This window comes from Methanoculleus sp. UBA291, assembly GCF_002499755.1.
Lineage (GTDB): Archaea > Halobacteriota > Methanomicrobia > Methanomicrobiales > Methanoculleaceae > Methanoculleus > Methanoculleus palmolei.
In genome coordinates, this window is the sequence record NZ_DANC01000029.1 from 60920 (window position 1) to 80695 (window position 19776).

Here is a 19776-nt window from a genome sequence, read left to right on the forward strand (position 1 = left end):
TTTCGGTAATCGCCGCCCGCATTTCCTACAACCTCACGGAGTGATTTCGCCGGACGACGTCCGGCGCGAAAGGTGTACGGGATGACTGAAGAGTCGAAGATCGTCGAAGAGTATACGAAGGTAGAATCCAGGCGCGGACTCTCGGTGACGAGCGGCGCCGGCCACATGCGGCTGTTCGACCCCCGGGTGCTGGCGATGGGCAGGGGAGAGTACGGCAGGCTGTGGAGCGTCATTGCGCTCGGCCTCCTGATCGCATCGAGTTACATAGCCCAGGGCATCATCATCGCGCTCATCATCGAAGCCGTCTTCTCCGGCAAACCGGTTGCCGGATCGATTCCCCTCTTTTCCGGGCTGGTTCTCGTCATTGCCCTCCGGTGGGCGATGATCTGGGCCAACGACCGGGTAGCAGCCAGGGCCGCGACCAACATTGCCGTATCGCTCCGCCGGCGCATGTACCGCAAGCTGTACGAACTCGGCCCGGGCTGGATGCTCACCCAGAAGAGCGGCGTCGTGCAGGCGACGATCGTCGACGGAGCGGAAGCCCTTCAGAACTATTACGGACGGTTCCTGCCGCAGGTGATCGTGTCGTCCCTGGCAGGCCTCTCGATCATGGCGATCCTGCTCTACGTCGACGTGATCATCGGCCTCGTCGTCGGGGCGATGATGGTCGCCTCGCTGCTCCAGCCGCTCGCCATCTACCGGGGAGTCGGGTCCGGGATCCGCGTCTGGTTTGTCGCCATGCCGCGTCTCTTCGCGGAATACGTCGACAACATCCAGGGCATCGTCACGCTGAAGTCGTTCAACGCCAGCGAGCGGCACGGCGAGCAGCTGTACCGGAAGACGAACACCCTGTACGATGCGGAGATCGGCATACTCAAGGATGAGGTCCTCTGGGGCGTCCCCCTGGGGCTGATCGCGGCGATAGGCGGCACGGTGGCCATCGTGATCGGCGCGTTGCGCATGGATGCAGGCAGCCTCTCGGCAGGAGGCCTGCTTTTCGTGCTCCTCCTGGTCAGGGAAGCGCTGCGGCCGGTGGCCGATCTCCGGCAGACGATCCACTTCTCGTTTGCAGGCATGGGCGCTGCCGAGGGGGTTCTTGATATCTTCGAAGCCGTCCCTCCTGCCCCCGCACCGGCCGATCCCGTTGCACCGGGGAAGCTGGAGCCGGCGATCGCCTTTGAGGGCGTCACGTTCCGGTACCGGGAAGGGGATGCTCCCGCCGTGGACAACCTCTCGTTTGCCGTGCAGCCCGGAGAAAAAGTGGCCATTGTCGGCCGCTCGGGCAGCGGTAAAACGACGGTGACGTCGCTGTTGCTGCGGTTTTTCGATCCTCAGGAGGGGGTGATCCGGCTCGGGGGCGAGGACATCCGGCGCATCCGGCCGGAACACCTGCGTGCCATGTATTCCGTCGTGTCCCAGGACACGTACCTGTTTCACGGCACCGTACGCGACAACCTCCTGCTGGCAAAGCCGGGCGCCTCCCGGGAGGACCTGGAGAGCGCGGCCAGAACCGCTTTGGCCCACGAGTTCATCGCCGCGCTCCCCCGGGGCTACGATACCGTGGTGGGGGAGAGGGGCGTAAAGTTGTCCGGCGGCGAACGCCAGCGCATTGCCATAGCCCGGGCCGTCTTGAAGGGCGCACCCGTCCTCGTGCTGGACGAGGCGACCTCCAGCGTGGACGTCGCCAATGAATCCCTGATCCGGGAGGCTGTCGACCGGGTTTCCCGCGACAGGACGACCATCGTCATCTCTCACCGGCTCTCGGCCGTACGCGACGCCGACAGGATCTACGTGATGGAGAAGGGTCGGATGGTCGAGTCGGGGTCCCACACCGACCTCAGCCGCTGCAACGGCAACTACCACGCTCTGCTCATGGCCGAGGGGGAATGCGTATGAGCCACGAGCACCACGGTGATCACAGCCTGCCCGTCGGCCGGGTATTCCGGAAAGTCCGGGTCATAGATCGCCTGCTGGGCACATACCGGCTGCCCCTGCAAAAAGTACGGATCGCCAGCGTGATCATACAGACGCTCGGCATACTGGCGGCATTGGCCGGCGCATACCTGGTGGGCGCGGTGCTCACGGGAGCCGCGATCGCCGATCAATGGATGACGATCACCCTGCTTGTCCTCTTCACCGTCATGCAGTTTATTCTCTCGAATGTCAACATCTACTGGTCCCACGTCATAGCCTTCCGATCGCTTGCTGAAATCCGCAAAGCGCTGTACAAGAAACTCGACAAACTCGCGCCCGCATACGTGATCGAGCGGCGATCGGGGGATCTGGCGAGATCGGCGCTTTCCGACGTCAACCTGCTCGAACTCTACATCGCACACACGCTGCCGGAATTTTTGCAGGCGATCGTGGTGACTCCCATCACGCTGCTCGTCATCGGGGCGATCCACTGGAGCCTCATGATTGCACTGGCACCGTTCCTCGTTGCCGCGGTGACCGTACCCGACTGGTTCGCCCGGCGGGCGGAGGAGCAGGGCCGGGAGTATCGGGCGTCCGCAGGGGAGATGAGCGCGGACGTGATCGACGGCGTGCAGGGCCTCCGGGAGATCGTGACCTTCGGGGCCATGGAGCAGGCGACAAAACGGCTGGACACCGGCCAGCAGCGATACTCGGACGCATACGTCTCCTATGAAGGCCGCAGCGGCCTGGAGCGCGGGTCCGGCGACGCCCTGCTGGCGGCGGGGATGATCGTCACGGTCGCGCTGGGCGGGTGGCTGACGACGCAGGGGCACATGGATATGGCGTTGTATCCGGCCGCCACGGTCCTTGCGGCGATGGCGTTCATGCCCGTCATGCACCTGATGAACATCGCCCGGCAGCTGAGCCAGACGTCCGCCGCGGCCGAACGAGTCATGGACATAATGAACACGCAGCCCACGGTGATCGACCGTGTCGCGTCCCCGCCCGGAGGGCCGATCGTTCCGACGATCAATTTCGAGGACATCCGTTTTCGTTATGCTCCGAAGCTGCCCGAAGTGCTGAGGGGAGTGACGTTCGGGGTGTCGCCGGGAGAGACCGTCGCCCTGGTGGGCTGCTCCGGCGCCGGGAAGTCGACGTGTACCTACCTGCTGCTGAGACTCTGGGACCCGACGGCCGGCTCCGTCAGGGTCGGCGGCCACGACATCCGCGACTTCCCGCAGGAATATCTTCGGGGCATGATCGCCTACGTCCCGCAGGACGTTTATCTCTTCAACATCTCCGTGAGGGAGAATATTCGCATCGGTCGCGGCGACGCCACGGACGCCGAAGTTGAAGATGCGGCTCGTCGAGCCTTCGCTCTCGACTTCATCACGGCGCTGCCCGACCGGTGGGACACGGTGCTTGGGGAGCGGGGGGCCACGCTGTCGGGCGGACAGCGGCAACGCATCGCGATCGCGAGGGCGTTCCTGAAGGGCGCTCCCATACTGGTGATGGACGAGGCCGTGTCCAGCCTGGATACCGAGTCGGAGATGAACGTTCGCAAAGCCGTCAGGGAGGTCAGCCGGGGGAGGACGACACTCATTGTGGCGCACCGGCCCTCGACGATCCGGTCTGCCGACCGGATCATCATGCTGGAAGAGGGGCAGGTTGCGGAGACAGGGTGGTTCGATGAATTGATGGAGAGCGGCGGGGCCTTCTCCCGCTTGATGGCGTCTCAGGTCGAGATTGCGCAGCCGGTAGATGGAGCGCCGTAAAACCGGGCGCCGGTATTTATCAGAGGGTCATCCCGGAATATTCCGTAAGTCAGCAGGTCTATCGCTATCGGGGCATTGACGTGCCGGGTTTCCTCCATCGCCGCCATTCCGCGAATCCGGGACCGTTGAGAACACCCAGCCCTGGTATTCCAATTGTTTCCAGAGATGCCTTCTCGACAAAGGAGGGTGCGGAGTTCTTCGACCCGGGTTCGAAGATGGAAAGGGACACGATCCATCCGTGGGGGAGATCTCCCCGTCTGGCTCTCTCACTCCAGAGATTAAAAAAAGGAGGTATAAATCCTCCAGAACGGTACCTACTATTAAGAGAATGGATCGCAGATTTTGCCCGCCAGGGATGCGGTCGGGTCGTATCCCGCCGGGATATCCCTGGTCTGCCGGTCCCCCATACGGAAGAACAGAACAATGCGTGTCCGGAGAACATCCTCATGGCAGATGATCGTGAAACGCGGCGGCAACCGACTTCAGCAGGGATATCTGAATTGACGGCTGATGCGGACGGGTATCGGGCCCTGTATATGAGCGAGACCCTGAGCGGACCGCTGAGGGTGCTGTTGATTGGGGAGAGCCCCGGCGACTCCCGGCGCATCCGGGAGATGCTCGGGGAATGCGGGAGCGAGATTGAACTGGTGCACTGCGAACACCCCGAAAACGGGCTTGCCGCGATATCGGAGGGGGGCGCTGGAGTCGTGCTCTTCAACCTCGACCTCCCGGGCGGCCGCGGGACGGCGGTCTTTGACCGGCTGCGGGAAGCGGCGCCCGATACCCCGATCATCGTGCTGACCGCGGAAGGCGACGATCCCGCCGTACTCCGTGCGATGCAGCGTGGCGCGCAGGATTACCTGGTCAAAGATAAGATGGATGCGGAGTTGCTCTGTCGGGCCGTCAGGTACGCGAAGGAGCGTGTGCAGGCGGAACGTGCGCTCCAGCACTCGGAAGCGATGTACCGCAGGCTGGTCGAGAACCTCAACGAGGGTGTCCTCACCGTGGACAGGGCCGGTATCATCACCTTCGCAAATCCGCGTATGGAGGAGATCCTCGGTTATCCGGCGGCGCGCCTGGTCGGGTTGCCGGTCGCCGGATTCTTCGATCCCGCAGGCGTTCCCGACCCGGCCGCAAAGAACCCGTTCTGCCGGGGGATCGATCAGGGGCGTGAGTTCGAACTGGATCTCCGCCATAGCGACGGGAGATGCGTCCACGTGCTCGCGGTCACGTCGCCGGTCGTCGACGCCGCCGGCGCTTTCGGGGGCTGTATTGCCGGGATTCTCGATATTACCGGCAGGAAGCGGGCGGAAGAGGCGCTCAGGCGGAGCGAGCAGAAATACCGGTTCGTCGTGGAGAGCCTCAGCGAGGGGATCTGGGTGTCCGATCCGGATGCCTGCACGTCGTTTGTCAACCCCCGGATGGCGGAGATGCTCGACTATGCCCCGGAAGAGATGATTGGGACGCCGCTTTATTCATACCTTCCTCCTTCCTGTGTTGCCGTGATGCAGGACCGCCTGCGTCGCCTGAAGGGCGGCAGCCGGGAACAGTTCGAGTGCGACTTCGTCCGGAAGGAGGGCTCCCGCATCACCGCACTGGTGTTTGTGTCCCCGTTCACCGACGGGTCCGGCCGGTTCCGGGGCTCGATTGCCAGCGTGATGGATATCACCGAGCGCAAACGTGCCGAAGAAGAGATCCGGGTCCGGAACAAGCAACTCATGGTACTCAACCGGATCATCAGTGTCTCTGCCTCCTCCCTCTCCCTTGCCGAACTCCTGGAGGAGTCGCTCGATAAGACGCTTGAACTGATGGGTCTCCACGTCGGCATCGTCTATATGCTCGATGCCGAGCGCAAAAGGGCCCTGCTGCAGTATCAGCGTGGCGTGCCGCCGGCGTATATGCCTCAAAACCGCATCCTCCGGGTCCATCACTGGCCGTTCAACTTCATCTTCATCGCAGGCCAGCCCCGCTACATCGAGCGGCAGTCCGACCAGAACGCCATCGAGGCGGGGCTGCTCGAAGAGCTCGAAGTCTCGGCGCTCGCGTGTATCCCTCTCATCGCCGAATCGGTCGTTGTCGGGGCGGTCTATGTGGCGAGCAGGGAAAAGGAGTCCTTCTCTCGCGAAGAGAGGACGCTCCTTGAGACGATAGGTAAAGAGATCGGGTCGGGCATCCTGAAGGGCATGCTCCACAAGAAACTGGAAGCGGCAAACCGGGAGGCGAACCTCTACCTCGACATCATGACGCACGACATCAAGAATGCCGAGAACGTTTCCAGCCTCTACGCCGATCTCCTCCTCGAGACGCTCGGGGAAGAGGCTGCACCGTATGCCCGAAAGATCCAGAGCAGCATCCGCAAGAGCGCCGAGATCATCGGCAACGTCACCACGATCCGCCGCATCCATCATGATTCGCCCGATATCGGGCCGGTCGACCTTGGCGCCGTCATCCGGAAGGAAGCGGCGGCCTTCCCGGGTGTTACGATTGAGTTCGGCGGCGCCTCCTGTCAGATCTGGGGGGACGACCTCCTCCCGGAAGTGTTCACGAACCTCATCAGGAATGCCGTCAGGTTCGGCGGATCGGGTGTCAGGGTCGCCATTCGGGTAGAAGAGTATGACGGCGAGAGCGTGCTGGTCTCGGTCGAGGATACCGGGCCGGGCATCCCGGACGGGATGAAGGAGTCGATCTTCCACCGGTTCGAGCGCGGGCGGGTCGATGGGTGCGGCGACGGGCTCGGGCTCTTCATCGTCCGCACTCTCATCGAACGCTACGGCGGCACTATCCGGGTGGAAGACCGGGTCGAGGGGCGGCCGGATCTCGGCGCGGCGTTCCGGTTTACCCTCCGTGAAGTTCTCCCCTCCGGGGACGACGAAGACGACGACGAGCGCCCGGACGGGGAGGAGGGCGGGTAAAGCCTCCCCGGGGCGACCCGCCTATGGGAGGGGAGTCAAAGGCATCAGCGGTTCTGGATTGTCAGACAAGCGGGTCCGGCTGCCGTTCCCCGAGCGCCGGGAGACTCGTGGGTTTGATCAGCACCCCCTCGCTGCTCCGGCGGATCTTTTCGAGGACCAGGTCCTTTGCCTTCGCCGTGAGAATAAAGATCGGGATTGAGATACCGGCCTGCAGAGAAGCGTTCCGGCCGACAATCTCCCTGACGGTCTTCGAGGCGCAGGCGGTCATCATGTCCGCCGAGGCGGCGAATACCTCTGCTTCGTCCGGGGTCAGCCCCGTGACGTGAACCCCGAAGATGACGGCGTCCGGATAGAGCCTCCGGATATTCTTTGCATCCTCGGCCCGCGCGACCGTCACCGCAACGCTGCTATACCCCAATTCGTAGGCACGTTCGACGCCGGCGGCCTGGTCCAGGCGTGCGTGGGCCTTATCGATCACAACCCCGCCGCTCTCCTCGATTCGCCGGATCACTTCCGGGTAAGGGGTTGTTGCGACGAGACCGGACATTCTCCCGCCGATCCCCTGTACGAGGGCGGGTGTTGTCACGATGACGGTCCCGGCACCGTCGCAGGCAAGGACGACCGCATCGATAAATCCGGCAAAAAGACCGAAACTCAGGATCTCGGACGCCCCGAACCCGACGAACTCCCGGGTGTCCAGCACCTCCCGCTCCGGCGTACACATCCCCCAGGTCTTGATGCGGTTCTCGATGTTTGCTTTCACGGCGTCTTTCGTGATTTCAGGAACGGGAAGGGCAAACCGTTTTGCAAGGGGGCATTCTTTTATCCGCGCTTCGCCGACCTCGACGACCTCTCCCCCGCGAATGACGATGCGGCTCCTCCCGATCGCTTCTATAATATGTTCGTCACGTGCCTCTGTCATGATAGGATGCCTGCCTGTAGGGGTATCCGTTTCCCGGTTTAAAAAGCTCGGTCCCGCGGCCAAATTGACCGGTTGATCCCCCCGAAAATTGCCGTCAATTATTGCCGCATCGCCAAGGAGTATCGTCGAACCCGGCATAACCACCTATTATGACCCGCAGCAGAGGCAGTCCGGACCCCGCTGAAAGACGCAACCGGTGGACCTCCTGGCTTGAGATCGGATCGGTGGTCTTCTACGGGGCGGTGATCGTTGTGAGCATCGCGATCGCACTTATGGAACTGCAGATCTGTTTTTGAGCAACGGGCCGGTCCCGTCCGCCGACGTTTTCTGAAAGATTGCCCCCGGGAAGAGGTGAGGCTGGCAAACCGGGCTGGGGGGCAACGGGAATCCCCCATTCCCGTGCCTGCGTCTCGATCAACCCTTCGTATTCACCTCGTCGGGCAAGGAGGCCCCCTGCGCAAGCAGGGGGAGAAATTGCCCGTAGCAAGCCCCGTACACTTTCGCGCCGCGGGAGTTAGCTTATAGACCGCTGAGCGGCAAATCTTAGAATCAATGGCACTGCGAGTGGTCAGCAATTATCTCCATCTTCCCCGGAAGACGTTCCAGATTCTCGATACGCTCGCGTACCATGCCAAGAGCATGTATAACGTAGGACTGTACAACGTCCGGCAACACTACGCTACACACCAGGAAAACACCCAGATCCTTCAAGGGATCCGGCCGGATCTCACCTCGGGGGTTGACATCCTGGTCGGATCCTACCTCCCGTTTACCCGGAAGAAGGACTTCCCCTACAAAGCGTGCAGCAACTACGCTCAATCCAAGCCGAACGAGAACTTCGGCCTCCTGCACAACGACAATGCCCAGCAGACTCTCCGGTCGGTCGAAGAGGCATACAAGAGTTACTTTGAACTGCTGAAGTTGTATCGCACGGGGCAGCTCGAGTACTGTCCGAGTCCTCCCCACTACCTCCCCAAAGATGGGCGGTTCAAGCTGGCGTTCCCCCGGGCGCACCTGACGATCCGCAACGGGTCCGTGACGCTCGGCATGTCCCTCACGTTCAGGAAGCAGCATGGCCTGACGGGGAAGGAACTCACCTTCCCGATCCCGCCGTGCATCAAGCCGCACCAGATCCGGGAAGTCGCGATCCTGCCGGTCAACGGGGGGAAGGCGTACAAGATCGAGTTCTGCTACACCGTACCGAACCAGCCTCAAAACCTTGATCCGAACCAGTACCTCGCTATCGATCTCGGGCTCACCAACTTTGCGACGATGGTTGACACTGCCACCGGGGCTGCCGTCATTCTTGGCGGTAAGCGTATCAAGTCAATTAACCGGTGGTACAACAAGGAGAATGCGCGGTTGCAGAGCATCAAGGACAAGCAGAAAATCGGTGGGATCACGAAGCGGCAGGCCCGGCTGCTGAAAAAGCGGGACTGCCGGATCGGGGAAGCGATGAACCGATATGCAGTCTGGATCGTGAACTATGCCCTCCAGCACCGGATCGGCACCGTGATCCTCCCTCGCTGGGACGGGATCAAGGACAAGATCAATCACGGCAAGCGGGGGAACCAGAACTTCGTGCAGGTCCCCTATCCCAAGTTCCGGCAGAAACTGAAGAGCAAGTGCGAGTTGTTCGGGATCCGGTTCGACGATACGCACTCGGAAGCCTACACCTCGCAGGTCGATGCTCTGAACCTTGACCCGATCCGGAAACCTCCCTACGGGAGAACGCGGCGGGTCAAGAGAGGGTTGTATCAGAGTGCCCGGGATACTCTGATCAATGCCGACGTCAACGGTGCTCTGAATCATTTGAGAAAAGTAGCCAGGGATTCGTCGACCGAAGGGAGCGTGAGCACCGCTAGGTGCGATTCCGTGGTCCCACGGATAATCGGTAGGGGCCGCGTCAACCGTCCCGTGCGAATAAGGACGTCTTTTGAACCGTCAACCTTCGCACACATTAAAGTGCAGCCCTGTGCCCCGCAAGGGGCCCCAGCCGCAAGCCCCCTGCGTTAGCGGGGGGTAGTTGACGGGACCCCTGCAAGCAGACCTGGTTTGGCTGGACAAGAATTACAGTCGCTGCGTTAGCGGGGGGTAGTTGACGGGACCCCTGCAAGGGCATACTCAAGGTCCGCGCAGAGGTCCTCGGGGTCCTCAAGACCGACCGAGAGCCGGAAGATCCCGTCGCCCGCGAACGCCCGGTACGACCGTTCCTGCGCCGGGGTCATCCGGAAGGAGGTCCGGAGCATCTCGTCCGTGGGAAGGTAAAAGACGAGGCTCCGTACGTGGCCGAGCGAGACGGCGTAATGGATGATCGAGAGCCGGTCGGCGAGGATCTTTGCAGCGTTTGCACCGTCTGCTACCTGAAACGTCAGCATACCGGAGAAGTTTTTGAGCTGGCGCGCCGCCAGAGCATGCTGGGGGTGCGAAGCAAGGCCGGGATATACGACCCGGGTCACCTTCGGGTGATCCTCCAGGAACTTTGCAACGGCAAGGGCCCCTGTTTCGTGGGCTTTCATCCGGAGGGGGAGGGTCGATGCGCCCCGCTGGATGAGCCAGGCATTGAACGGGCTTAATATTCCGCCGGTCCGGATCTCGACTTCTTTCCTGATGCCGGCCATGTCTTTTCTGTTCCCGAGAACCGCACCTCCGATGGCATCCCCGTGCCCGCAGATGTACTTGGTCAGGGAATGGATCACATAGTCGGCGCCAAGTTCGAGCGGGTGGATGCCTATGGGCGAGGCGAAGGTGGCGTCCACGGCGACCTTCGACCCGTTCTCATGTGCAATGCCGGCGACGGCTTCAATATCGGTCAGACGGAGGATCGGATTTGCCGGCGTCTCCGCATAGACGAGCCGGGTATTCGGGCGGAGTGCATCCCGGAGGTTCTCCGGATCGGACATGTCGACCTTCGTGACCGATATGCCCAGACGTGGGATGAGTTCGTTCGTCATCTCCGCCGTCGCGGCATAGGATACGTCGCTGATGACGAGGTGATCTCCCGCGGAGAGGTTGTACAGGAGCAGCGCGGTGACGGCTGCCATGCCGCTTCCGAACGCCACGGCCGCCTCCGCCCCCTCGAGGGCGGCAAGTTTCTGCTCCAGCTGATCCACGGTCGGGTTCTTCCAGCGGGAGTACAGATAGGGAGTTGCATCTCCGAAATCTTCGGCGGAGAACGAAGCACCGGCATCGGCGAGGAACGTTGTCGACGTGACGATGCCGGGAGCCGACGCTCGCGTCACGGGATCGGGGGTCTCCCCGGCATGGACCGCGTCGGTCATAAGTCCCCGGTGGGGGGTGTTTTTTTCTGTCACTCGTATCATATCCTAAAAAGTCGTTCGCCCAAAACCGCCGGCCACGCGAGTATCATCACGGGCCGCCGGAGGGAGATCCCCGGAGCATTCCGGTAGAGGCTTGTTGTTACACTCCCGTATTGGAAGGGAGAAGGGATAGTTCCTCAATTTCGGGCAATTATTGCCGCGTCCTGTTCCGGGCGCCCGACAATGGGGAAATAAGAGATGCCAGCGTTCGGCGGCGCACCGCCGGGACCGCGATCAGAGCGACGGGTCGGTTACGGTGATCCCGGCGGCCGTCATCCGCTCGCGGATCATGTCCGAGACCTCGAACTGTTTTTTGGCGCGCAGTTCCGCCCGGATCTCCTGAAGGACGCGTATGGGCACGCTTGCCTCGCGCAGGAAATTTATTCCGAGGATCTCCCCGAACTCTTTCAAAGCCCCGATATCCCCGTTCGCGGCGAGTTTCTGGACGGCGGCGAGCGCCATCGGTGTGTTGAGGTCCGATTCCATGGCATCGATGAACGCTTTTCTTCCTTCCCGGTCCTCTCCGGCATCTTTTTTTGCAGCCGCACGGATATGTTCGAGCGCCCGCGCCGCATGTGCTATTCCCTCTTCGGTGGCCTGAAGCGGGGACCGATAGTGCGACAGCAGAATATAATATCTCAGGACGTCTTTATTCCAGGTCTTGAGCGCGTCCCTGACGGTGATGAAGTTGCCGAGCGATTTCGACATTTTCTTCCCTTCGACCGTCAGGAATCCCGTGTGCATCCAATACCTGACCATCGGGTGCTTTCCTTCCATCGATTCCATCTGCGCGATCTCCGCTTCATGGTGGGGAAAGATCAGGTCCAGCCCCCCGCCGTGGATGTCATACTGCTGCCCGAAGTATTTCTCGGTGACCGCAGTATCCTCGATGTGCCACCCGGGCCGCCCCCGGCCCCAGGGGGAGTCCCAGGTATACTCTCCGAATTCTCCGAACTTCCAGAGCACAAAGTCCAGAGGTGTGCGTTTTCCTTCGCCGGTTACCCGGCTGATGCGGTCCGTTCCATGCTGGCCGGACAGCTCTCCGTTGCGCTCGAACGTACTCACGTCGAAATAGACTCCGGCCTCTGTGACGTATGCCGCGCCGCGCCCGAGCAGGCGCTCCGCCTGGGATAGGATCTCCGGGATATGCGTGGTGGCGCGGGCATGGTAACTCACCGCATCGATTCCCAGGGAGCGCATGTCCCGGAGGTATGCGGCCTCAAACGTTCGTGCGAGTACGCTCTGGGGCACGCCCTCTTCCTTTGCGCGGTTGATGATCTTGTCGTCGACATCGGTGATATTCTGGAGATAGAATACTTCCAGCCCCGTCCACCGGAGGTACTTCGCCAGGACGTCAAAGACGATGTAGGTCCTGGCGTGACCAAGGTGCGAGTAGTCGTACACCGTCGGGCCGCAGACGAATAAGTATACCCTGCCAGGGTTACGGGTCACGAGCGGCTCTACGGTTCTCGATAACGTACTGTAGAGGTCCAAGTACCGATCTCCTCCATCGGACGCCGGCGGAGGGAGTCGAACCCCCAAACATTCGCTTTGCAGGCGAAGGCATTATACCGCTCTGCCACACCGGCTTCGTGCTGCTTCCCGCTTCGCGGTTGCGCGGCCCTTTCCGGCACACCCGGCTGCCGTACTCTCCGGGAGTGATGTGCCGGTCGTCAACGGCGATCATCGGGTGATCTCTCGTGCCTATGTATCCATCACTTTTAGTCGTATTGGTTACCGTGAAGGGATACCTCCTGCAGCGGGCCCTCATGGTGCGGTGCCGTCTTGAATGTTTGTCCTGCCCGGAGCCGCCGCCTTTCTGCAGGATCGCTCCGCATCCATTGATAAAGGAGCCGGAGAGTTGCGGCCCCGTATAAATGGTCTGATGATCCGGATATGCGGGGGTTGTATCCTCCTCGTTTTCGAGGAAGGCATATCGTCGGCTTTCCGTCGGGACCAGGGCTGACATCTTGCCCTGATATCAAAAGATTTAAGGCGTATGACTGCTACTTTACCGTCGTGGCATCCACATACATCCGGGTTATCCAGTTCCTTGCGGCGATCGCGGTCTGCCTGCTTGCGGGGCTGATCGGGTCGGTCTTCACGACACCCGCCGTTCCGACCTGGTATGCCGCGCTTGCAAAGCCCGACCTGACCCCTCCGGCGTGGATCTTTGGCCCCACCTGGACGGTGCTCTATATCCTCATGGGCGTCGCGCTTTACTTCGTCTGGAGCAAGGGGTGGGGGCAGAAGAACGTGCAGGTCGCCATGACGATCTTCGCCGTCCAACTGGCCTTGAATGTCCTCTGGTCGTACTTCTTCTTCGGACTGCAGTCACCGTTCTTCGCTCTCCTCGGGATCGTGCTCCTCTGGGTTGCTATCCTCATGACGATCGGCGCCTTCTACCGGGTCTCCGTGCCCGCGGCGGTGTTGCTCGTCCCCTACCTCCTCTGGGTGAGTTTCGCGGCGTATCTCAACTACGGCATCTACGTTCTCAATCCGTAAAAATGACCTATTTTCCGGGGGCAAGGCCCCCGGCGCCGGGATTTGTGAAAGATGTCGGGCGTCAGCGTTTATCGATCTGCCGCCAGACGTGGACGAACCGCTGCAGTGCGGTGTAGTGTCCGAATATCCCGAATATGACGAGGAGCCACCCGAGGAAGTTCATGCCATATATCGTTTCCGGGAGCAGCACCGTGAGCGCGCCGGCGATGATGATCAGCACCAGGCGGTCCGCCCGGCCGAGGATGCCCCCGTAGTACCTGCCGACCCCGACGGCCTGCGCCTGGGTGCCGAGGTACGAAGACATCAGGACGCCGGTCAGGGCGAAGACGCCGATCGGCCAGGGGGCGGCGCCGCCTGCGAAGATGCCGGTGATGATGAATATGTCGGCGTAGCGGTCGATGACGTGGTCGAGGAAGTCGCCCCGAAGGCCCGCGGCCCCCGTGTCCCGTGCGAGCGCTCCGTCAAGAGCGTCGAAGACGGCGTTCAGGACGACCATGACGATCCCGAGCACGACGCCCCCGGCATAGAACGCTATACCCGCGAGTATCGATACGAAGAAAGATGCAACGGTGAGCCCGTTCGGGGTGAGCCCGATCTTCTTTGCCAGGTTCACCATGGGCTGAATGATGCCCTGCATCTGCGGCCGGAACTGGTCCAGTGTCATGCCCCGGGCTCCAGATACCCTGTCCAGTCGATGGACCCGTAGGACGCCGGCAGTTCCCCGCGAATAAACTGCTCTATCCGGTCCGCACACTCGCCGACCGGGAGATCGGTCGTATCCACCTCAAGGACGCGCTCTCCCGGATGCTCTTCCAGCGTCTCGATCAGGATGACGTCGAGCGCCTCCGCCTCGACGTTCTCGGCGACCTTCCCGGCGGGATAGTTCCTCGGCATAAGGCGTTTCCGGAGGACGTCCGGCCGGCACCGGAGGACCACCACCCGGTCGCAGGGGAGGAGGTGTGCGAGGTGGCCCTCGACGATCCCGTCGACCGGCTCGAACTCTTCCGCCCACCGGTCGACGTCCACCACCAGGGTCTCGCGGCAGGGGTCCTCCTCGATGACGTAGGGCCGCACGGTATCGGTCAGCCGGACGACCCGGTGGCCCCGCTGTTCGAGTTCCGCCGCAACGGACGTTTTTCCGGTTCCCGGCGTGCCGGTGAGGCCTGTCATCATAGGTCGCGAATCGCCTCGAGGAATCGAACGTTTTCCCATTCTTCGCCGATGCTGACCCGGATATAGTGGTCTCCGAGCCCCGGGAAACTGGTGCAGGACCGGACGAGGACTCCCCTCGCCGCAAGGTGTTCCACCGCCTCATCACCCGTGCAGGGAGCGACGTCGATCATGACAAAATTTGCGTCCGAGGGGAACGTCGTAAACGGGGTCTCATTCCGGAACCGCAGCCTCCACCGCCGGACGTGGTCGCGGACCTCGCGCACCCGGTCGGGGTCCGCGAGCGCCCCGACGGCAGCCGCTGCGGAGACCGAGTTCAACGCAAACGGCGTCGCCGCCCGGCGATAAAACGGCTCCAGCCACTCCGGGACGAAGGCGTAGCCGACCCGCAACCCGGCAAGGGCGAAGATCTTCGACATCGTCCGTCCGAGGACCAGGTTGTCGTGCCGCCGCATGAGGGGCCGGTAGTCGATATCTGAAAAGTCGACGTAGGCGTTGTCGAGGAAGAGCAGCCCCTCCGTCTCCTCGAGGATCTCCTCGACCGTTTCGGGGGAGACCGAGTTCCCCGTGGGGTTGTTCGGGGAGCAGAGGAAGGCGAGTTTCGCCCCCCGCGAGGCTTCAATGAACTCTGCCGGATCGACCGAGAAGTCCTCCCGGCGGGGGACGTTCACGACCCGGGCGCCGTGCGCCGCGGCCGCGAGCCCGTAGAACGAGAAGGTGGGGGTCGAGACGACCACCGCTTCCCCGGGCTCGACGACCGTCCGGATGACCGTCTCGATGACGCCGTCCATCCCCGCACCGGTGACGAACCGGTAGTCACCGTGGTAGCGGCGGAGAGCCTCGACGAGCGCCGCCGTCCGTTCGTCCGGGTAGCGATTGACCGTCCCGAGCGCAGCCGTCGCTGCTTCGATTGCGGCCGGTGTCGGCGGCCGGGGATTCTCGTTGCTTGCAAGGCGGGCCACCCGGTCGATGCCGTGCTCCCGCGCGACGTCCTCCGCCTTCTTCGCGTAGGAGTAGCCGTTCGCTCCCGCGAAGCACGCTCTAACCAAGCGCCGCATTGATGACACCGACGGCTGTCTTGATCTCTTCGTCCGTGATCACGAGCGGCGGGACGAGGCGGAGGTTCCCGTCGGCGGCGCAGTTGACGAGCACGCCGTTCTCGGCACAGGTCCGCTGCACTTCCGGACACCGGTCGCCGACCGAGATCCCGATCATCAGGCCGCGGCCGCGGGGAGTGTGGCGGGAGAGGCCATTCATGAACATCTCGCCCTTCCGCGGGATGTCGGGGAGGATCTCCTCGATGACGTCGATCGTCGCGAGTGCCGCCGCACAGGCGAGCGGCCCTCCGGCGAACGTGCTCCCGTGCTCGCTCCTCTGAAATTCGAGCCCTTCCCGTGCGACGAGCGCGCCGATGGGGAAACCGCTTGCAAGCCCCTTTGCGATCGTGACGATATCGGGGGCGACGCCGGTGTGCTGGAAGGCAAACCACCTGCCGGTCCGGCCCATTCCGGTCTGCACCTCATCGACGATCATCAGCGCACCGGTATCGTCGCAGATCTCCCGGATGCCCCGGAGGAAATCATCGGGCGGGATCAGGACGCCTGCTTCACCCTGGATCGGTTCGACAAAGACCCCGGCGGTATCCGCATCGACGGCCTCTGCGAGAGCGTCGAGGTCGCCGTAGTCGACGAATGTGCAGGAGGGCGAGAGCGGTTCGAACGGCTCCCGAATAGCGGGTTTGTGGGTGACGGCGAGCGACCCGCACGTCCTGCCGTGGAACCCGTGATTGAACGCAACGAACTTCTTTCTCCCCGTCCGGACGCGGGAGAGTTTTATCGCGCCCTCGTTCGCCTCCGCGCCGGAGTTCGAGAAGAAAGCCTTTGCGAGCCCCGTGATCCCCACCAGTCGCTCCGCAAGTTCCGCCTGGTTCGGGACGTAGTAGAGGTTCGAGCAGTGGATCAGTCGGTGGGCCTGATCGCAGATCGCTTTCACAACCTTCGGGTGGCAGTGGCCGGTGCTGCAGACCGCAATCCCCGCCACACAGTCGATGTATTCCCGTCCTTCGTCGTCCCAGACGCTTGAGCCCGCGCCGCGGACAACTTTCATCGTCCGGCCGAACGCGGGCATGTAGTAGCGTGCATCAAGCACCCGTGAATCTTCTGCCATGGTCTCACTCATACTCTATCGTCGCGGGGGGTTTCGGGGTGACGTCGTAGACGACCCGGGAAACCCCCGGGATAGCGGCGGTGATCCGGGCTGCCATCCGCGAAAGCGTCTCGTGGGGCAGGAGCAGCGGGTCGGCGGTCATGCCGTCCCGCGACTGGACGGCCCGGACCGCGACGATCCAGCCGAGCAGCCGGACGTCCCCTTTCACCCCGGTCCCGAGGCCGATGAGCGCCGCAAAGCACTGCCAGGGGTGGAATTCCTCCACCAGGCACTCCTCGACGATGGCGTTTGCCTCCCGGACGATCGCGATCTTCTCTCTCGTCACCTCACCGAGGACCCTGACGGCAAGCCCCGGTCCCGGGAAGGGCATCCGGTGCTGGATCTCCACCGGAAGCCCGAGCCCGCCGGCGACCTCGCGGACCTCATCCTTGTAGAGGTCCGCGAGCGGCTCGATGACGCCTTTGAACTTGATGTCGAGGGGCATGCCGCCCACGTTGTGGTGGCTTTTTATTCCCCCTTCGCTCTCGATACGGTCGGGGTAGATGGTCCCCTGCAGGAGCATCGTCGCTCCCTTGCGCTTCGCCTCCCGCTCGAAGATCCGGACGAACTTCTCGCCGATGGCTTTGCGTTTTGCTTCGGGGTCCGCGACCCCCTTGAGCGCCGCAAAGAACTCATCGCCCGCATCCACAATGTGGAGATTTTTCCCGTCGAAGAGAGAGCGTATCCGTTCGGTCTCTCCCTTTCGCATGAGGCCGGTATCCACGTATATCGGGATGAGCCGATCGCCGATGGCACGGGAGGCAAGCTCCGCGCAGACCGACGAGTCCACGCCGCCGGAGAGCGCCATCACGACCTTCTCTTCTCCGGCGGCATCGCGTATTCGCCGGATCGCCTGATCGATAAACTTCTCGACGTTTACCATTCTGTTATCTCACCTGGTCTTTTGAAGAGGATTTATTCTTTTTGCACGCCTCTACAAAGCCGATGTAGGGCGGAGAGGGTTTTGTCGGACTCGACTTGAACTCGGGGTGGAACTGGGTGGCGAGGTAGAAGGGGTGGTCCGGAAGTTCGCAGATCTCCATCCGCTCCCCGCATGAGCCAGAAAAGACGAGGGCGGCGTCTTCGAGGTCTTTGATGAACATGGGGTTCACCTCGTAACGGTGCCGGTGCCGTTCCACGGTCCCGGTCTTGCCGTAGAGTTCGGCCGCTCTTGTTCCTTCTTTGAGATCGACGTTGCAGTTCCCGAGGCGCATCGTGCCGCCGAGGTTCGAGACGTCCTCCTGCTCGGGAAGGATGGCAATGACATGCGTTCCCGGCCCCATCTCTTCGCTGGTGGCGTCGGGTATGCCGAGGACATGCCGTGCGTACTCGATCACCGAGAGCTGGAAGCCGAGACAGAGGCCGAGATAGGGCTTCCTGTTCTCGCGGGCGTATTGTATCGCCCGGATCTTGCCCTCGATCCCGCGCTTGCCGAATCCCCCGGGGATCAGGATGCCGTCCACATCGGCAAGATCGCGGAGGCTGAACGTCTCCGCATCCAGCCAGCGTATGTTTACCTCGGTGGAGAGAGCCCGGCCGGCGTGTTTGAGCGACTCCTTGATGGACATGTAGACGTCCTCGATCCCGTACTTGCTCACGATGGCGACCGTCACCCGGCTCGTGTACTCCTGCGAGACGACCCGGTACCACGTGGGGTCTGGTTCCCTGTTCTCGAGGGCCAGGTAACCGCAGATGACGTCTGCAAGTCCTTCTTTCTCCAGTTCTACCGGGATCTGGTAGATGTCCGGGACGTCCTTTGCGGAGACCACGGCCTTTGCCGGGACGTCGGTAAAGGCGGAGATCTTCTTCTTCGTCTGCGGGCCGATCACCTCGCTGCTCCTGCCCACGATGATATCGGGCTGCAGCCCGAGTTCCCGAAGCGCCTTGACCGAGTGCTGCGTGGGCTTGGTCTTGAGGTCGCCCATGGTGTCCACCGGGACCAGGGTGACGTGGACGAGAAGCATGTCCTGCGGCGCAAGTTCGCCGTGCATCTGTCGGACGGCCTCAAGGAACGGCATGCTCTCGATATCGCCGACCGTGCCGCCGACCTCCACCATGCAGATCTCAGCCTTCTTGCCGCCGTTTACTTCTACTTCTGCCGCCCCGCGGATACAGTGCTTGATCTCGTCGGTGATATGGGGGATGATCTGGACGGTCGCGCCGAGGAAGTCCCCGCGCCGCTCTTTCTCGATGACGTTCCGATAGACCTTTCCGGTCGTGATATTGTGGAGCGACTTGAGGTTGATGTCCAGAAACCGTTCGTAGTTGCCCAGGTCGAGGTCGACCTCTCCCCCGTCGGAGAGGACGAAGACCTCCCCGTGCTGGGCGGGGTTCATGGTGCCGGCATCGATGTTCAGATACGGGTCGATCTTCACCGCCGTTACCTGGTAGCCGCGATTTTTCAAGAGGCGACCTATGGAGGCGGTGGTGATGCCTTTCCCGAGTCCGCTCATGACGCCGCCGGTTACAACAATGTACTTCAAACTCCTGTTCCCCTCCGAAATGTTCCAGAGTTTCTATCTCATGTATGTGATCTCGGATATTGAGAATGTATGGTTCCCGTATCCCCCGGGACGTTCTGCCGGCGTAATAAGGGGTTTTTTGCGGGAACCTGCCGCGATGCTATCGGCCTACAACCGCGAACGAGGTCGATGTCCGGGATAGGAGGGTATCATCCGCCGCGTTCCGGACCTCTCCGTCTGCAAACGCTACGCGGCGTCCTTTACGGATGACTCTGCCGGTGGCGACGATCCTTCCGGCATTGACCCCTTTTATGAAACTGGTGTGCTCGTCGATCGTGGCGATCTCTTCCGTATCGGTAAGAAGCGTGTGGAGTGCAAGCGCGATAGCCTCGTCTGCAAGCGCCACGTAGATCCCCCCCTGAAGCCACCCGACGCCGTTCAACATATCCGGCCGAACCTCCATGCTGAGGCGGGCGCATCCGTCGCCGAACTCCTCCGCCTCGATGCCCATCAGTGTAAAGAAGGGATTCGCATCTCTTCCTATCCGTTTTAGTTCGTCAATGTAGCCCACATAACCACGCCTGTCTTACG

The 19776-nt window shown here is 62.1% G+C and carries 16 protein-coding genes and 1 tRNA gene; 6 read left to right on the forward strand and 11 right to left on the reverse strand.

Annotated elements, in window-relative coordinates:
• Window positions 1-81 precede the first annotated feature (81 nt).
• From BP737_RS06955 to BP737_RS06965, 3 genes are all read left to right on the forward strand, one after another.
• On the forward strand, window positions 82-1896 hold the full coding sequence (locus tag BP737_RS06955; protein WP_342686062.1) for an ABC transporter ATP-binding protein: 1815 nt from the start codon (window positions 82-84) through the stop codon (window positions 1894-1896).
• The gene (locus BP737_RS06960) at window positions 1893-3689 is read left to right on the forward strand and encodes an ABC transporter ATP-binding protein (RefSeq protein ID WP_342686063.1); all 1797 of its coding nucleotides are present in this window, start codon (window positions 1893-1895) and stop codon (window positions 3687-3689) included. The genes BP737_RS06955 and BP737_RS06960 overlap by 4 nt, the downstream gene beginning before the upstream one ends.
• A 446-nt stretch (window positions 3690-4135) precedes the next feature.
• A complete protein-coding gene (locus BP737_RS06965) occupies window positions 4136-6601 on the forward strand; it encodes a PAS domain S-box protein (RefSeq protein WP_292407013.1) in 2466 nt (821 codons plus the stop codon).
• A 61-nt stretch (window positions 6602-6662) separates the two neighbouring features.
• Here BP737_RS06965 and BP737_RS06970 read toward each other — a convergent pair whose 3' ends face one another.
• Window positions 6663-7523 (reverse strand): methanogenesis marker 8 protein, encoded by an 861-nt coding sequence (locus BP737_RS06970; protein WP_292407016.1) that lies wholly within the window; start codon window positions 7521-7523, stop codon window positions 6663-6665.
• A gap of 149 nt (window positions 7524-7672) precedes the next feature.
• Here BP737_RS06970 and BP737_RS06975 point away from each other — a divergent pair, with 149 nt between their 5' ends.
• Both BP737_RS06975 and BP737_RS06980 read left to right on the forward strand, forming a co-directional pair.
• The gene (locus BP737_RS06975; protein ID WP_292407019.1) at window positions 7673-7819 is read left to right on the forward strand and encodes a hypothetical protein; all 147 of its coding nucleotides are present in this window, start codon (window positions 7673-7675) and stop codon (window positions 7817-7819) included.
• Between the two features lie 256 nt (window positions 7820-8075).
• Window positions 8076-9539 carry an RNA-guided endonuclease InsQ/TnpB family protein gene (locus BP737_RS06980; RefSeq protein WP_292407023.1) on the forward strand — a complete coding sequence of 488 codons (1464 nt, stop codon included), beginning with the start codon at window positions 8076-8078 and terminating at the stop codon, window positions 9537-9539.
• Between the two features lie 68 nt (window positions 9540-9607).
• Here BP737_RS06980 and BP737_RS06985 read toward each other — a convergent pair whose 3' ends face one another.
• The 3 genes from BP737_RS06985 to BP737_RS06995 form a co-directional block, all read right to left on the reverse strand.
• On the reverse strand, window positions 9608-10837 hold the full coding sequence (locus tag BP737_RS06985) for a trans-sulfuration enzyme family protein (protein ID WP_292407025.1): 1230 nt from the start codon (window positions 10835-10837) through the stop codon (window positions 9608-9610).
• Between the two features lie 240 nt (window positions 10838-11077).
• Window positions 11078-12337: a cysteine--tRNA ligase gene (gene cysS / locus BP737_RS06990; protein ID WP_292407029.1), complete on the reverse strand. Its 1260-nt coding sequence runs from the start codon at window positions 12335-12337 to the stop codon at window positions 11078-11080.
• A 21-nt stretch (window positions 12338-12358) separates the two neighbouring features.
• Window positions 12359-12432, reverse strand: a tRNA-Cys gene (locus tag BP737_RS06995).
• Between the two features lie 430 nt (window positions 12433-12862).
• On the opposite strand from BP737_RS06995, the gene BP737_RS07000 reads away from it, so the two are divergent.
• Complete coding sequence (locus BP737_RS07000; protein WP_292407032.1) at window positions 12863-13348, forward strand: TspO/MBR family protein; 486 nt, start codon at window positions 12863-12865, stop codon at window positions 13346-13348.
• 61 nt (window positions 13349-13409) lie between these two features.
• Here BP737_RS07000 and BP737_RS07005 read toward each other — a convergent pair whose 3' ends face one another.
• The 7 genes from BP737_RS07005 to BP737_RS07035 all read right to left on the reverse strand — a co-directional run bounded on the left by BP737_RS07005 (window position 13410) and on the right by BP737_RS07035 (window position 19756).
• Window positions 13410-14012: a CDP-alcohol phosphatidyltransferase family protein gene (locus tag BP737_RS07005; RefSeq protein WP_342686064.1), complete on the reverse strand. Its 603-nt coding sequence runs from the start codon at window positions 14010-14012 to the stop codon at window positions 13410-13412.
• Entirely contained in the window at window positions 14009-14521 is a 513-nt protein-coding gene (locus BP737_RS07010; protein WP_292407039.1) for an adenylate kinase family protein, read from the reverse strand. The genes BP737_RS07005 and BP737_RS07010 overlap by 4 nt, the downstream gene beginning before the upstream one ends.
• Window positions 14518-15576: a histidinol-phosphate transaminase gene (hisC, locus tag BP737_RS07015; protein ID WP_292407041.1), complete on the reverse strand. Its 1059-nt coding sequence runs from the start codon at window positions 15574-15576 to the stop codon at window positions 14518-14520. The genes BP737_RS07010 and hisC overlap by 4 nt, the downstream gene beginning before the upstream one ends.
• On the reverse strand, window positions 15560-16684 hold the full coding sequence (locus tag BP737_RS07020) for an acetylornithine transaminase (RefSeq protein ID WP_342686065.1): 1125 nt from the start codon (window positions 16682-16684) through the stop codon (window positions 15560-15562). Before BP737_RS07020 ends, hisC begins: the two co-directional genes overlap by 17 nt.
• 4 nt (window positions 16685-16688) lie before the next feature.
• Window positions 16689-17606 (reverse strand): glutamine-hydrolyzing GMP synthase, encoded by a 918-nt coding sequence (gene guaA, locus BP737_RS07025; RefSeq protein ID WP_292407050.1) that lies wholly within the window; start codon window positions 17604-17606, stop codon window positions 16689-16691.
• Between the two features lie 4 nt (window positions 17607-17610).
• Window positions 17611-19206, reverse strand: a complete 1596-nt coding sequence (locus tag BP737_RS07030; RefSeq protein ID WP_342686066.1) for a CTP synthase — start codon at window positions 19204-19206, stop codon at window positions 17611-17613.
• A gap of 139 nt (window positions 19207-19345) precedes the next feature.
• Window positions 19346-19756, reverse strand: coding sequence for a PaaI family thioesterase (locus BP737_RS07035; RefSeq protein ID WP_292407059.1), 411 nt, complete (start codon window positions 19754-19756; stop codon window positions 19346-19348).
• Window positions 19757-19776: the final 20 nt, after the last annotated feature.